Source organism: Pseudomonas nitroreducens, assembly GCF_010994165.1.
GTDB lineage: Bacteria > Pseudomonadota > Gammaproteobacteria > Pseudomonadales > Pseudomonadaceae > Pseudomonas > Pseudomonas nitroreducens.
In genome coordinates, this window is sequence record NZ_WMBX01000003.1 from 357,762 (window position 1) to 371,359 (window position 13,598).

Sequence of the window (13,598 nt, forward strand, 5' to 3'; positions counted from 1 at the left end):
GGGCGCTCCTGTTACTTGACCCGACGTTGTTCGTAACCTTGCATGTGACGCGCGCGTGCATACCCATTGTCCGTAGCGGGGGTGCAGGTATTGGCGTCACTGCCGCAGGCGACAGCAAGGCTGGTGATGGGGTAGGTGCGGAACTCGGGGTTTTCGGTGCCGATGGAGCTGCCCGCACCTGGAGGCAGGATGATCGGGTCGGATGAGGACACGGCGTATTTGGCTACCACGTTGTTGTCCGCATCTTTCAGCGTTGCGGGGGCCGTGCGCGTATCCAGCGTGATGCCGGTCTTCACGTATTTGTCGATCCATGCCGCCAGACCGCTCTCCGACGCCTGGAAGGCGACGTTCTGGTTCTGGCTGTTGATCGCCATGCGCTGTTGTAAGGAGGACATGTTGGCGGCGCTGATGGCGATCACCGTCAACAGCAGCAGAAGCATCAGGCTGACCAGCAGGGCCATGCCTCGTTGCGGTTCGCGGGAAGTCATTGCGAGCGGTTCCTGATCTGGACGGTGGTGCTGAAATCACGGGTGATGTTCTGCTGGGTATCGGTCGCACGAACCGACACCTGGAGCGAGGTCGCTCGGCTGAGATCGTCCGGGGTCGGGCTTGCCTGCCAGATGATCGTAGTGCCGGCCTTGTTCGGAATGCCGTAGCGAATGGCGCTGATGGTCACGTCGCTGGTGAGCTGTGCGGCAGTGCCGCCGTTGCTGGTGACGCAGATGCCACCCTGGCTGCCGGAGCAGTTGGCATAGGTGACGTCGTGCAGATACAACTGAGAGTTGTCGCAGTCCCTCTGCGGGAAGCTGGTGGCCGTGCTGTCGCGTGAGGCGTAGCGCAGGGTCACGCCCAGTGGGTTTGATTGAGCGAGCACCACATCGTCCGGGAAAGTAATGTTGCCGACCTTGATCAGTGTGAGCGGGTTGACGCAGCCCTCGAACCCGGCGCGCCAGGTATCCTGGCGGATCAGTTCCAGTACCGTGCGGCCGCTCTCTTGAACTCGAGCGAGGGCGGAGTTGGTGCGGTCGGTCGCTGCCGAGTTCGAGTACAACTGGGTCACGCCCAGTACCAGTAGACTGGCGAGGACGATTGCCACCATCAGTTCGACAAGCGAAAAGCCCCGCTGGCGAAGTGCTGCGGGCTGTCGATACGCATACGTCATAGGTCGGTTCTCAGCTTGTAGTTCAGCGTATCGGGCGTGTTGTTGGTGTTGTGGGTCAGTGAGGTTTCCTGCCAGCTCAGATTGATTTCGTAGCTGCGCCCGGAGATCTGTTTGACCGTGGCGGTTGCTCCGGGAATGCTGCTTTGCAGGTCGGCCCACCATTGCGCCATGTCCCAGGCGGCCATCTGCGCAGGCGTACAGCCGTTTTGCTGGCAGTCCCTGGCGGCGTCGCTCGGGCTGCCGCTGGCCAGTGCGTAAGGGGAGCTGTCTGCCTCGGCTTTGGAGCGATTGGCGCGCATGCGCTCGACGATGTCGTAAGCCAGTACGGTGGCCTGAGCGCGGGCGTAAGCGCTCTGGTTGTTCTGCAGGCTGGTCACCATCAGGCTGGCCATTCCGAGCAGGCCGATGGCGAGAATCATCATCGCGATCATCACTTCGAGCAGGGTGAAACCGGAGGATTGGCGTTTCATGGGCATTGCCCCGCTACGATGGCGGCATGGCCGAGCAGGTTGACGTTGATCTGCCGCGCAACGTTTCCGCTGCTGTTGCAGATGCCGAAGGATGTAGCGGAGCTGATGGTGCCGTTGGCATTGAAGGTCAGGCTGCTGACGCTGTTCGATCCACTGCTGGCGCTGATCGCGGTACCGTTGCTGATATCCGGCACTACCCGTACCGGCGTGCTGCTGCCGTTACGCAGGGCGATCATGCCGTTGTTCCAGGTAGCACCCTGAGTACAGGTGCTCTGGTCGGTGCTGGGGCAGACAGTCACCGTTCTGCCCATGGTCATCGCTTCGCTGCGGGCGAGTTGCAGCAGACCGAGCAGGTTGTTGGACGTGGTCGTCACCCGGTTGCTCGCGAGCGTGTGCTGGAAGCTCGGAAAGGCAATTGAGGCGAGGATCGCGATGATCGCGATCACGGTGACCAGTTCCACCAGCGTAAGCCCGGCTTGCTCCTTGGGGCGCGACATAGGCGCATTCCTCACATTTTCGATAGCAGCAATGCTGCCTAGTCGTGTGGGAAATGTCTTTTTTCTGTGGATGACCGTTCGTATTAGGGGGACGTTCGGTCATGCGGGCCCAGGTTCTGTGAACCCCGTCGCTCAGGGGCTGAGAACTCGGTCAGCGAGGGCAGAAGTCTTCGGTACTCCCAGGCTCGGTGCGAATGCGCCCAGCCTTGTTGAACACGATCCGATAGCTCGTTCGGCCCTCGCCGCAGAGGGTCAGCGTGCCGGAGTGAAAGGCACCGTTGGGCTGGATCGCGTTACCGCGTGGGGTGAAGTGAATGTAGCGGCGCGAAGTGCTGTCGGTGCGGATGCTGATGCCGCTCAGGGCGTCGTGAGCGGCGAGCGGAGGTTGTTGTGGGTCGCGGGAGCCGCGATTGCCAGGATCGACGAAGGCCTCCCAGCCGGCGGCCCAGTCAGCACGAGTCGCAGCGATGCTGATCGATTGTCCGCTGTGCACGGCCGATTCGCGGGCGAAGTCCAGGGTGTTGCGCAGCTCCTGGGTGGCGACGCTCGCTCGCTGGTCGCGCAGGAGTTCGCTCAAGGACGGAGCGGCGACGGACAGTACGATGGCGAGTATCGCGAGGGTGAACAGCAGTTCGACAAGGGTGAAGCCACGTTCCCTGGTCATGGTTCGCTTCCGGGCAGTTGAGGTGCGGGAAGTATTGGTCGCGAACGGGCGGGCGCTTGTGGTCGAGTTGGATGAAGGATGTAGGAGCGGTCCGATGCCGCATCGACTTCCGTCGTGCTCCGTCAACGAACCAGGCCCGGTATAGTGTGCGGCCGGCGATGGGCCGTTGATTTTCCTGTGATGTGGGGCGTGGTATGCCGGACATGATCGTGGTGGGCGGTGGGGTAGTCGGGATGCTGACTGCCTGGACTCTGGGGCAGGCAGGTGCCGAGGTGGTGCTGCTGGAGAAGGGCGAGACCGGGCGTGAAGCGTCCTGGGCTGGCGGTGGCATCGTCTCGCCGCTTTATCCGTGGCGCTACAGTGCGGCGGTCGCCAACCTGGCCCACTGGTCGCAGGACTTCTACCCGCGGCTGGGTGACCGACTGCTCACCGATACCGGGCTTGACCCGGAAGTACATGTCACGGGCCTCTACTGGCTGGACCTCGATGACCAGGCCGAGGCGCTGGCCTGGGCCAAGGCCCATGGCCGCCCACTTGCGGAGGTGGACATCGGCGCTGTGCATGAGGCCGTTCCGGTGCTGGGGCAGGGCTTCGAGCGTGCCGTGTACATGTCCGGGGTGGCCAACGTGCGCAATCCGCGCCTGGCCAAGTCGCTGCGCGAGGCGCTGCTGCGACTTCCAAATGTCAGCGTGCGCGAGCAGGTCGAGGTGACCGGCTTCCTGCGCGAGGGCGAGCGCGTGAACGGCGTGTGCACTGAGCAGGGCGATTTCATTGCCGATTCAGTGGTGCTGGCGGCCGGTGCCTGGAGCGGCGAGTTGTTGGCGAAGCTGGGCCTGCAGCTGCCGGTGGAGCCGGTGAAGGGGCAGATGATCCTTTACCGCTGCGCCCCGGACTTCCTCTCCAGCATGGTGCTGGCCAAAGGTCGCTACGCGATTCCGCGCCGCGATGGGCACATCCTGGTAGGCAGCACGCTGGAGCATGCCGGTTTCGACAAGACTCCGACGGGTGAGGCCTTGAGCAGCCTGCGTGCCTCGGCAGAGGAGCTGATCCCCGCGCTGGCGGGCAGGGAGCCGGTGAATCACTGGGCCGGGCTGCGCCCGGGCTCGCCACAGGGCATTCCCTTTATTGGCGAGGTGCCCGGCCATCAGGGCCTGTGGCTGAACACTGGTCACTATCGCAATGGCCTGGTGCTGGCGCCGGCGTCCTGCCAGTTGCTGGCGGACCTGATGCAGAAACGCTCGCCGATCATCGAAGCGGCGCCTTACGCGCCGGAAGGGCGCCTGGTGGCGACGCCCATCGTCTAGGGGCGGCTGGGGGGATCAGTCGATCCCCAGCTTCTTCAGGCGGTAGCGCATGGAGCGGAAGGTCAGGCCCAGGCGCTGCGCCGCCGCGGTGCGGTTCCAGCGCGTCTCTTCCAGGGCCTGCATGATCAGCTTGCGTTCGATGTCCTCGAGGTAGTCCTCGAGGTTGTCGATCTGCGCCAGGCTGGCTTCGCCACCGCCGTCCGCGGTACCTGTCTCGGCCAGACGCAGGTCGTGGGGCTGGATAACGTCGTCTTCGCAAAGCGTGTAGGCGCGCTCGAGCATGTTCTCCAGCTCCCGCACGTTGCCCGGGAAGCGGTAGCTCTTGAGCTTCTCCAGGGCGTCTGCGCTGACCGAGGCGGCTGTCAGCCCGCTGTCGCCGGCCAGGCGCTTGAGTACGCGATCGGTCAGCAGCGGGATGTCTTCACGACGCTCGCGCAGGGGCGGAACCCGCAACTCGATGACGTTCAGGCGATAGTAGAGGTCCTGACGGAAGCGCCCGGCGGCCACTTCGGCGGCCAGGTCCTTGTGCGTCGCACAGAGGATGCGCACGTCCACCGCGACCTCCTGCTGGCCCCCCACGGCGCGCACGGCCTTTTCCTGGATGACGCGCAGCAGCTTGACCTGCATCGGCAGCGGCAGGTCGGCCACCTCGTCGAGGAACAGGGTGCCGCCGTTCGCTGCCTGGAACAGGCCCAGCTTGTCTTCCACGGCGCCGGTGAAGCTGCCTTTCTTGTGGCCGAAGAACTCGCTTTCCATCAGCTCCGACGGGATGGCGCCGCAGTTGACCGGCACGAAGGTCTGTACCTCCCGCGGGCCCTGCTCGTGGATCAGCCGGGCCACCAGTTCCTTGCCGCTGCCGGATTCGCCGCTGATATAAACCGGCGCCTGGCTGCGGGCCAGCTTGGCCACCTGGTTGCGCAGGGTGCGCATGGGTGGGGAGTCGCCGAGCAGGCGGCTGTCCACCGGCGCTTCCTCGGCTTCCGGCGAGCGCAAGCGCAGGGCGGAGTTCACCAGCTCGCGCAGACGGGCGAGGTCCACAGGCTTGGTCAGGAAGTCGAAGGCGCCGGCCTTGAGCGCCTGCACCGCGGTATCCAGGCTGCCGAAGGCGGTGATCATCGCCACCGGCATCTGAGGATGGCGTTGCTGGATGTATTGCACCAGGTCCAGGCCGGTGCCGTCGGGCAGGCGCATGTCGGTGAGGCAGAAGTCGAACGGCTCGCGGGCCAGGAAGTCGCGGGCTTCCTTGACGTTGCGGGCGCTGCGGGTGTCCAGCTTCATGCGGCCGAGGGTGATTTCCAGCAGCTCGCGAATGTCGGGTTCGTCGTCGACGATCAGGGCTTTTTGACGGCTCATGTTCTTTGCGTCTTCTTAGCTTTGTTTGCGCGGGTGGGCGAAGGTGATGCGCAAGCAGCTGCCGCCTTCGTCACGCGTCTTGTAGTCCAGTCGAGCCTGATTGCTTTCGCACAGCTCGCGGGAGATGTACAGGCCAAGGCCTGTGCCCTTGCTTTCGGTGGTGAAGAACGGCTCGAACAGTTTCCCCCGCTGTTCGGCGCTGATGCCGGGGCCGTCGTCGAGCACTTCCAGCACGGGCAAGTCAGTCTCGCTGTCGCGGTACAGGCGCAGCCAGACCTGGCCGGTGCCGTTCTTCTGGGTGCTGTACCGTAACCCATTCTGCACGAGGTTGGTCAGTACCTGCGTCAACTGATGCGGGTCCATGCGCGTCTGCACGGTGCCCTGGCCGGTCTCCACGTGGATCTGCTGTCCCTCGCGCAGGCCCTCGCGCAACTCGCCGGCATAGCGGTGCAGCCAGTATTTCAGATCGAGCAGCTGCGGTTCGGACTGGCGTCGGCGCGACAGCTGCAGGACGTTCTCGATGACCAGGTTCATGCGCCGCGACTGGTCCTGGATGATCTGCGTCAGGCGTCGGTCGGGCTTGTCCAGTTCTTCGGACTCCAGCAGCAACTGCGCCGCATGGCTGATCGCGCCCAGTGGGTTGCGGATCTCATGGGCAATGCCGGCGGTCAGTCGGCCAAGCGCCGCGAGCTTGAGCTGCTGGGCCTGCTGGGCGATCTGCGAGATGTCCTCGAGGAACATCAGGATATGCTGTTCGTTGCCCCGGCGCAGGGGGATGAAGCTGGGCTGTACGGTCGGGCCGGACTCCGCAGGTTGCAGGCTTGGCGGGCGCAGGGCGGGATTCTGCTGCCATTGCTGCAGGCTGGAGACGAGCTGCGGGCTGTACTCGGCCAGCGAGTGGCCGGGCAGGTCGTGGCCACCCAGCAGCGTAGTGGCGCTCTGGTTGGCCAGCAGCACGCGGTGGCGATCGCCCAATACCAGGATGCCGGTGCGCATGCGCTGCAGGATCAGTGCGTTGAGCTCTTCGAGGTTGGCGACCGTAGTGGCACGTTGCTCGGCAATGCTCTCGACGACCTGCTGGCGCCGAGCCAGGGCCTGGATCAGCAGGGCCGAGGCGAAGCTCAGGGCACCCAGGCCGCCGGCCTGCACGTAGTGGTTGAGGGCGGTGACCTGGCTGAGGCTCAGGTAGAAGGTCAGGTAGATCAGGTTGATGGCGGCGATGGCGGCGATCAGCAGGCCGATGCGCCCGCGCAGCAGGATGTTGGCAATGGCCACGGCGACCACCATCAAGTTGCCGATGCCACTGGGGATGCCGCCGGCGGTATAGAACAGCGCGCTGAGCAGGAGTATGTCCAGCGCTGCCAGGATGAACAGCGGCAGCAGCTGGCGCGGTGTCGGCATCAGCACGGCGATCAGGATGTTGAGGATCAGGTAGACCCAGCAGCCGACATGGAAAAGCTCGGGGTGGGCCAGCTTGAGCAATTCGTCATCCAGGCTGCTGGAGATCAGCAGTACCAGCACCAGGCCGATGGTCAGGCGATACAGGTGGTACAGGCGCAGGACCCGCAGGCCCTGGCCCGTGAGGGAGATCCCTTCAGCGACCACGTTCGGTGCGGTCCTGTTCGAGGTGCGCGCGGCTGCAGTACCACTTGCTCTCGTCCTGCAGGGCGTGGCTCTGCGGCACGTGCACGCCGCACTGTGCGCAGCGGACCATCGGCGCGGCGGGGTCGTCGCCCTTGGGCTTCTCGACGGGGCGCGCCGGTCGGGTGGCCTTGCGCCACAGCCACCAACCGAAGGCGAAGAGGGCGATCCAGAACAGCAGACGGGTCATGGCAATCCCTTGTGCATAAAGAGCGGCAGTTTATCCAAGCCTCGCGGTGGCGCACAGTGAGCCCGTGTACGCTCCGCCGATCAGGGGTAAAAGACCCTTGAATCTATTCAGGATGAAAAAAGGGAGGCGTAAGCCTCCCTTTTTCGTCGAACCCGACGGTATCAGTCGAAGATACCGAAGGTCATGTAGCTGAACCAGGAACGGTTGCTGCTGCCGGAGTTGCCTTCGGACTCGTGCTGTTCCTCTTCCACGTCGCTCTGGTTCTCGGGCTTGAGCTCGGCGGGGATCTGCTGTTCGGCGTCCTCGTACTGCTTGATCACGTCCTTGGATGCCTGGGTTTCCATGTGCGGCGGGGCATCGTTGGTTTCGATCAGGCCCAGGGTGGCCTTGGCCAGCCAGGAACGGTTGTCGGCTTCGTCTTCACGCGGAACGAACTGGCCATCCTTGAGGCTGGGATTGTCCGGGTAGTTCGCCTTCAGGGTTTCCAGGCTGGAATCGGCCAGGTCGTTCAGGCCCAGACGCTGGTAGGCCTCGACCATGATTGCCAGGCCATCGCCGACGGCCGGGGTTTCCTGGAAGTTCTCGACCACGTAGCGGCCGCGGTTGGCGGCGGCGACGTAGGCCTGGCGCTTGAGGTAGTAGTGGCCGACGTGCACTTCGTAGGCTGCCAGCAGGTTGCGCAGGTAGATCATGCGCGCCTTGGCGTCCGGGGCGTAGCGGCTGTTGGGGTAGCGGCTGACGAGTTGGGCGAACTCATTGAACGAGTCGCGGGCGGCGCCCGGGTCGCGCTTGGTCATGTCCAGCGGCAGGAAGCGCGCCAGCAGGCCGCGGTCCTGGTCGAAGGAGGCGAGGCCCTTGAGGTAGTAGGCGTAGTCGACGTTCGGGTGCTGCGGGTGCAGGCGGATGAAGCGCTCGGCGGAAGCGCGAGCGGCCTCGGGCTCCATGTTCTTGTAGTTGGCGTAGATCAGTTCCAACTGGGCCTGCTCGGCATAGCGGCCGAAGGGATAGCGGGACTCCAGCGCCTTCAGCTTGGCGACGGCGTTGGTGTAGCTCTTGTTATTGAGGTCTTCCTGGGCCTGCTGGTACAGCTGGCTTTCGCTCAGGTTCTCATCCACCTTCTCGCCCTTGGAGGAGCAGGCGGTAACGAAGGCGAGGGTGGCGATCAGCAGCAGGTGTTTCACTTGCATGGCGGCTTGCGTCCCTGGACGGTCGGCTGTCGCGGCCGCAACCGTCTGTTATGATTGGCGCCCCAGGGATACCCCTGGGACAAAGGCCCCGTATTTAACCACAGCGCACAGCCGAACCAAAAGGCCGCGCGCCCTTCGTGTCCAGTCATGTCCAATATGATCCAACTCGCGGCAGAAGTGCCGTTCGACCTCGGTGGTCAGCGTCTCGACCAGGTCGCCGCCCAGCTCTTCTCCGACCACTCCCGTTCCCGCCTGGCTGGCTGGATCAAGGACGGCCGTCTTAAGGTCGACGGCGCCGTGCTGCGCCCGCGCGACATTGTCCATGCCGGCTCGCGCCTGGAACTGGATGTCGAGTTGGAGGCTCAGGGGGAATGGGTCGCCCAGGACATCGAGCTGGACATCGTCTACGAAGACGATCACATCCTGGTCATCGACAAGCCGACCGGCCTGGTGGTTCATCCCGCCGCGGGCCACCAGGATGGCACTTTGCTCAATGCGCTGCTGCACCACGTGCCGCACCTGGCCAACGTGCCGCGCGCCGGCATCGTGCACCGCCTGGACAAGGACACTACCGGCCTGATGGTGGTCGCCAAGACCCTGGAGGCCCACACCAATCTCGTCGCGCAATTGCAGGCGCGCTCGGTCAGCCGCATCTACGAAGCCATCGTCACCGGCGTCATCGTCGCCGGGGGCACCGTCGACGCGCCCATCGGTCGTCACGGTGTGCAACGGCAGAAGATGGCGGTGATCGAGACCGGCAAGGTCGCCATCAGCCATTACCGCGTGCTGGAGCGCTTCCGCGCGCACACCCACACCCGGGTGAAGCTGGAAACTGGCCGTACCCACCAGATCCGCGTCCATATGACGCATATCGGCCACCCGCTGGTAGGCGATCCCACCTACGGCGGGCGCTTCCGCATTCCGCCGGGTGCCAGCCCGACCCTTGTCGAGTCCTTGCGCGACTTCCCGCGCCAGGCCCTGCATGCGCGCTTCTTGGAGCTGGACCACCCGGCCACCGGCGTGCGCATGAAGTGGGAATCGCCGCTGCCGGACGATTTCACCTGGCTGCTGAGCCTGCTGCGGCAGGACAACGAGTCCTTCGTATGACGCCCTGGCTGACGCCTGACTGGCCGGCTCCGGAGAATGTCCGCGCCTGCGTGACTACCCGTGCCGGTGGCGTCAGCGTCGAGCCTTTCGACAGCTTCAACCTCGGTGACCATGTCGGTGACGAGCCGGCGGCCGTCTTCGAGAATCGCCGTCGCCTGACTGCCGAACTGGGCTGCCAGCCGGCCTGGCTGAGCCAGGTGCATGGCATCGAGGTGGTCGAGGCCGATCCGTCCGCCGTCGCCATTGCGGATGCCAGTTGGAGTGCTGCGCCAGGCATCGCCTGTACCATCATGACCGCCGACTGCCTGCCGGCGCTGTTCTGTGACCGCGCTGGTACCCGGGTTGGTGCTGCCCACGCCGGTTGGCGCGGGCTGGCTGGTGGCGTGCTGGAGGCGACCGTGAACGCCATGGGCGTCGCGCCGACAGAACTGCTCGTCTGGCTCGGCCCTTCCATCGGCCCGCAGGCCTTCGAAGTCGGCGCGGAAGTTCGCGAAGCCTTCCTGGCCGAGCATGCCGAGGCCGAGCGCGCCTTCCTGCTCGGCGCCAAGGCCGACAAGTTCATGGCGGACATCTATGAGCTGGCGCGCATACGCCTCGCGGCGAAAGGCGTGACGGCTGTTTACGGTGGTGATTTCTGTACCTTTACCGAGACCGAGCGGTTCTATTCCTATCGTCGCAGCTCCCGCACCGGCCGCCTGGCGAGCCTGATCTGGCTGAGCTGATCTGCTTTTCGCAGGAGCGGGCTGGCTCGCGAACGTCGCCGGGCAACACGGCAACAAGCGATTCGCAGGCAAGCCCGCTCCTACAGGTTTCTCCCGTGGTTCAGGTTCGCAGACCCGCTCCTTATGGCCTTTCTGTAGGCACGAACTGACGGGTGTCATGGCCAAATGGCTTGAACCGACCAAAATCGTCCTTATCTATCTCGCATCCCGGCGGGTTAGTCGTGATCAGGGGCACTCATCGCTCCGGCCCGCTATTGAAAGGAAGGACGACCCTCATGCGAATCGACCGTTTGACCAGCAAGCTCCAGCTTGCCCTCTCCGATGCCCAGTCCCTGGCCGTTGGACATGACCACCCGGCCATCGAGCCGGTGCACCTGCTGTCTGCGCTCATCGAGCAGCAGGGCGGCTCCATCAAGCCCCTGCTGATGCAGGTAGGCTTCGACATTCCCGCGCTGCGCGCCTCGCTCAATAAAGAGATGGACACGCTGCCGAAGATCCAGAATCCCACCGGCGACGTGAACCTGTCGCAGGACCTGGCGCGCCTGCTCAATCAGGCGGATCGCCTGGCCCAGCAGAAGGGCGACCAGTTTATCTCCAGTGAGCTCGTGCTGCTGGCCGCCATGGACGACAGCACCAAGCTGGGCAAGTTGTTGACCAGCCAGGGCGTCTCCAAGAAGGCCCTGGAAAACGCCGTGGTCAACCTGCGCGGCGGCGAGGCGGTGAACGACCCCAATGCCGAGGACTCGCGCCAGGCGCTGGACAAATACACCGTCGACATGACCAAGCGCGCCGAGGACGGCAAGCTCGACCCGGTGATCGGCCGTGACGACGAAATCCGCCGGACCATCCAGGTCCTGCAGCGCCGCACCAAGAACAACCCCGTGCTGATTGGCGAGCCCGGCGTCGGCAAGACCGCCATCGTCGAAGGCCTGGCCCAGCGCATCGTCAACGGTGAAGTCCCCGACGGCCTGAAGGACAAGCGCCTGCTGGCGCTGGACATGGGCGCGCTGATCGCCGGCGCCAAGTTCCGCGGTGAGTTCGAGGAGCGCCTGAAGGCGGTACTCAACGAGCTGTCCAAGCAGGAAGGCCGGATCATCCTGTTCATCGACGAACTGCACACCATGGTCGGCGCCGGCAAGGCAGAGGGCGCCATGGACGCCGGCAACATGCTCAAGCCAGCCCTGGCCCGTGGCGAGTTGCATTGCGTCGGCGCCACCACCCTGGACGAGTACCGCCAGTACATCGAGAAGGACGCCGCCCTGGAGCGCCGCTTCCAGAAAGTGCTGGTGGATGAGCCGAGCGAGGAAGACACCATCGCCATCCTGCGTGGCCTGAAAGAGCGCTACGAGGTGCACCACGGCGTCACCATCACCGACGGCGCGATCATCGCCGCGGCCAAGCTCAGCCACCGCTACATCACCGACCGCCAGCTGCCGGACAAGGCCATCGACCTGATCGACGAGGCTGCGAGCCGCATCCGCATGGAGATCGACTCCAAGCCGGAGGAACTCGATCGCCTGGATCGTCGCCTGATCCAGCTGAAGATCGAGCGCGAGGCACTGAAAAAAGAGGATGACGAGGCCACCAAGAAGCGCCTCGCCAAGCTCGAAGAAGACATCGCCAAGCTCGAGCGCGAGTACGCTGACCTCGAGGAAATCTGGAAGTCGGAGAAAGCCGAGGTCCAGGGTTCCGCGCAGATCCAGCAGAAGATCGAGCAGGCCAAGCAGGAAATGGAAACCGCGCGGCGCAAGGGCGACCTGGAAACCATGGCGCGCATCCAGTACCAGACCATTCCGGACCTGGAACGCAGCCTGCAGATGGTCGACCAGCACGGCCAGACCGAGAAGCAGCTGCTGCGTAACAAGGTGACCGACGAGGAAATCGCCGAGGTCGTCGCCAAGTGGACCGGCATTCCGGTCTCCAAGATGCTCGAAGGCGAGCGCGAGAAGCTGCTGCGCATGGAAGACGAGCTGCACAAACGCGTCATCGGCCAGCACGAAGCTGTGGTGGCCGTCTCCAACGCCGTGCGCCGTTCCCGTGCGGGCCTCGCGGATCCGAATCGCCCCAGCGGCTCGTTCCTCTTCCTCGGCCCGACCGGGGTGGGCAAGACCGAGCTGTGCAAGGCCCTGGCCGAATTCCTCTTCGATACCGAGGAAGCGCTGGTGCGTATCGACATGTCCGAGTTCATGGAGAAACACTCCGTGGCCCGCCTGATCGGTGCACCGCCGGGCTATGTGGGCTATGAAGAGGGCGGCTACCTGACCGAAGCCGTGCGCCGCAAGCCTTACTCCGTGGTGCTGCTGGACGAGGTCGAGAAGGCCCATCCGGATGTTTTCAACGTCCTGCTGCAGGTGCTGGAAGACGGTCGTCTGACCGATAGCCACGGCCGTACGGTGGACTTCCGCAACACCGTGGTGGTGATGACCTCGAATCTGGGCTCTGCGCAGATCCAGGAACTGGTCGGCGACCGTGAGGCTCAGCATGCTGCGGTCATGGACGCGGTGAATGCGCACTTCCGCCCGGAATTCATCAACCGGATCGACGAAGTGGTGGTCTTCGAACCGCTTGCCCGCGATCAGATCGCCGGCATCGCTCGGATTCAGATGGGCCGCTTGCGCAAGCGCCTGGCCGAGCGCGAGCTGAGCCTGGAGCTGAGCGACGAGGCGATGGACAAGCTTATCGCCGTTGGCTTCGATCCGGTGTACGGCGCGCGGCCGCTCAAGCGTGCGATCCAGCGCTGGATCGAGAACCCGTTGGCGCAGTTGATCCTGGCCGGCAGGTTCAACCCTGGCGCGAAGATTCACGCCAAGGTCGAGAACGACGAGATCGTCTTCTCCTGATCACCGCTCCACGAAAAAAGCCCGCCCATCGGCGGGCTTTTTTCTGCGCCAGGGGAAAAGGCCTTCGCTTGCGCCTGTGCTTTTGGCTTGCCGCCAGAGGGGCGATCAGATGGTCTTGCGGGAACCGCCGAGCAGGGTGAGCAGTTGCTCGACCAGTTCGGCCTGGTCCTCGGCGATATCGATGATATGGAAACCCGCCCAGCCCAGTTGGCCATCGGCGCCGGCACGGCTCCACAGGCAGTCCGCGCCCAGATGGATTTCGCCTATCTCGTCCAGCGGCGGGGCCGGCACGAGCTGGCAATCCCAGACGGAATCAGCCTCCGGGACGTCCACGCCACAGAGCATGAACCCCTCGGCAGAGAGGTCGGCGAGTCGACCCAGGCTGCGCCCGGTATGGCGGTCGAAGACTTCCACGGTCAGCCCGGTCTGCTGCCGGCTGTGCTGGCGACGCTCTCCCATCG

14 protein-coding genes are annotated in these 13,598 nt (G+C 64.5%); 4 read left to right on the forward strand and 10 right to left on the reverse strand.

The window, feature by feature from the left end; genetic code table 11:
* Positions 1 to 11 precede the first annotated feature (11 nt).
* From GJV37_RS15030 to GJV37_RS15050, 5 genes are all read right to left on the reverse strand, one after another.
* Entirely contained in the window at positions 12 to 488 is a 477-nt protein-coding gene (locus GJV37_RS15030; RefSeq protein WP_170859266.1) for a PilX N-terminal domain-containing pilus assembly protein, read from the reverse strand.
* Positions 485 to 1,162 (reverse strand): PilW family protein, encoded by a 678-nt coding sequence (locus GJV37_RS15035; protein WP_276511416.1) that lies wholly within the window; start codon positions 1,160 to 1,162, stop codon positions 485 to 487. Before GJV37_RS15035 ends, GJV37_RS15030 begins: the two co-directional genes overlap by 4 nt.
* Positions 1,159 to 1,632 carry a type IV pilus modification protein PilV gene (gene pilV / locus GJV37_RS15040; RefSeq protein WP_170859268.1) on the reverse strand — a complete coding sequence of 158 codons (474 nt, stop codon included), beginning with the start codon at positions 1,630 to 1,632 and terminating at the stop codon, positions 1,159 to 1,161. The genes GJV37_RS15035 and pilV overlap by 4 nt, the downstream gene beginning before the upstream one ends.
* Positions 1,629 to 2,129: a GspH/FimT family pseudopilin gene (locus tag GJV37_RS15045; protein WP_170859285.1), complete on the reverse strand. Its 501-nt coding sequence runs from the start codon at positions 2,127 to 2,129 to the stop codon at positions 1,629 to 1,631. Before GJV37_RS15045 ends, pilV begins: the two co-directional genes overlap by 4 nt.
* Before the next feature lie 151 nt (positions 2,130 to 2,280).
* Positions 2,281 to 2,793: a GspH/FimT family pseudopilin gene (locus tag GJV37_RS15050; RefSeq protein WP_170859269.1), complete on the reverse strand. Its 513-nt coding sequence runs from the start codon at positions 2,791 to 2,793 to the stop codon at positions 2,281 to 2,283.
* 194 nt (positions 2,794 to 2,987) lie between these two features.
* Between GJV37_RS15050 and thiO the strand changes: the two genes are divergently transcribed.
* Positions 2,988 to 4,097 carry a glycine oxidase ThiO gene (thiO, locus tag GJV37_RS15055; RefSeq protein WP_170859270.1) on the forward strand — a complete coding sequence of 370 codons (1,110 nt, stop codon included), beginning with the start codon at positions 2,988 to 2,990 and terminating at the stop codon, positions 4,095 to 4,097.
* Between the two features lie 15 nt (positions 4,098 to 4,112).
* Here the strand turns inward: thiO and GJV37_RS15060 are convergent, their stop codons facing one another.
* The 4 genes from GJV37_RS15060 to GJV37_RS15075 form a co-directional block, all read right to left on the reverse strand.
* Positions 4,113 to 5,450 carry a sigma-54-dependent transcriptional regulator gene (locus GJV37_RS15060; RefSeq protein WP_024763095.1) on the reverse strand — a complete coding sequence of 446 codons (1,338 nt, stop codon included), beginning with the start codon at positions 5,448 to 5,450 and terminating at the stop codon, positions 4,113 to 4,115.
* A gap of 15 nt (positions 5,451 to 5,465) precedes the next feature.
* A complete protein-coding gene (locus GJV37_RS15065; protein ID WP_170859272.1) occupies positions 5,466 to 7,055 on the reverse strand; it encodes a sensor histidine kinase in 1,590 nt (529 codons plus the stop codon).
* Positions 7,045 to 7,287, reverse strand: a complete 243-nt coding sequence (locus GJV37_RS15070) for a PP0621 family protein (RefSeq protein ID WP_170859286.1) — start codon at positions 7,285 to 7,287, stop codon at positions 7,045 to 7,047. Before GJV37_RS15070 ends, GJV37_RS15065 begins: the two co-directional genes overlap by 11 nt.
* A 155-nt stretch (positions 7,288 to 7,442) precedes the next feature.
* Positions 7,443 to 8,468: an outer membrane protein assembly factor BamD gene (locus GJV37_RS15075; protein WP_024763098.1), complete on the reverse strand. Its 1,026-nt coding sequence runs from the start codon at positions 8,466 to 8,468 to the stop codon at positions 7,443 to 7,445.
* Positions 8,469 to 8,615: 147 nt separating this feature from the next.
* Between GJV37_RS15075 and rluD the strand changes: the two genes are divergently transcribed.
* From rluD to clpB, 3 genes are all read left to right on the forward strand, one after another.
* On the forward strand, positions 8,616 to 9,575 hold the full coding sequence (gene rluD / locus GJV37_RS15080) for a 23S rRNA pseudouridine(1911/1915/1917) synthase RluD (RefSeq protein ID WP_024763099.1): 960 nt from the start codon (positions 8,616 to 8,618) through the stop codon (positions 9,573 to 9,575).
* Entirely contained in the window at positions 9,572 to 10,297 is a 726-nt protein-coding gene (gene pgeF, locus GJV37_RS15085; RefSeq protein ID WP_170859273.1) for a peptidoglycan editing factor PgeF, read from the forward strand. Before rluD ends, pgeF begins: the two co-directional genes overlap by 4 nt.
* Before the next feature lie 275 nt (positions 10,298 to 10,572).
* Positions 10,573 to 13,137 (forward strand): ATP-dependent chaperone ClpB, encoded by a 2,565-nt coding sequence (clpB, locus tag GJV37_RS15090; protein WP_024763101.1) that lies wholly within the window; start codon positions 10,573 to 10,575, stop codon positions 13,135 to 13,137.
* Positions 13,138 to 13,242: 105 nt separating this feature from the next.
* On the opposite strand, the gene GJV37_RS15095 is transcribed toward clpB, so the two are convergent.
* The gene (locus GJV37_RS15095; protein WP_024763102.1) at positions 13,243 to 13,596 is read right to left on the reverse strand and encodes a PilZ domain-containing protein; all 354 of its coding nucleotides are present in this window, start codon (positions 13,594 to 13,596) and stop codon (positions 13,243 to 13,245) included.
* Between the last annotated feature and the right edge of the window lie 2 nt (positions 13,597 to 13,598).

Coding starts and splice junctions, on each gene's coding strand:
- GJV37_RS15035 (WP_276511416.1), bottom strand. CDS start 1,162: ATGACGTATGCGTATCGACAGCCCGCAGCACTTCGCCAGCGGGGCTTT.
- pgeF (WP_170859273.1), top strand. CDS start 9,572: ATGACGCCCTGGCTGACGCCTGACTGGCCGGCTCCGGAGAATGTCCGC.
- GJV37_RS15060 (WP_024763095.1), bottom strand. CDS start 5,450: ATGAGCCGTCAAAAAGCCCTGATCGTCGACGACGAACCCGACATTCGC.
- clpB (WP_024763101.1), top strand. CDS start 10,573: ATGCGAATCGACCGTTTGACCAGCAAGCTCCAGCTTGCCCTCTCCGAT.
- GJV37_RS15045 (WP_170859285.1), bottom strand. CDS start 2,129: ATGTCGCGCCCCAAGGAGCAAGCCGGGCTTACGCTGGTGGAACTGGTC.
- pilV (WP_170859268.1), bottom strand. CDS start 1,632: ATGAAACGCCAATCCTCCGGTTTCACCCTGCTCGAAGTGATGATCGCG.
- GJV37_RS15095 (WP_024763102.1), bottom strand. CDS start 13,596: ATGGGAGAGCGTCGCCAGCACAGCCGGCAGCAGACCGGGCTGACCGTG.
- GJV37_RS15075 (WP_024763098.1), bottom strand. CDS start 8,468: ATGCAAGTGAAACACCTGCTGCTGATCGCCACCCTCGCCTTCGTTACC.
- GJV37_RS15030 (WP_170859266.1), bottom strand. CDS start 488: ATGACTTCCCGCGAACCGCAACGAGGCATGGCCCTGCTGGTCAGCCTG.
- rluD (WP_024763099.1), top strand. CDS start 8,616: ATGTCCAATATGATCCAACTCGCGGCAGAAGTGCCGTTCGACCTCGGT.
- thiO (WP_170859270.1), top strand. CDS start 2,988: ATGCCGGACATGATCGTGGTGGGCGGTGGGGTAGTCGGGATGCTGACT.
- GJV37_RS15050 (WP_170859269.1), bottom strand. CDS start 2,793: ATGACCAGGGAACGTGGCTTCACCCTTGTCGAACTGCTGTTCACCCTC.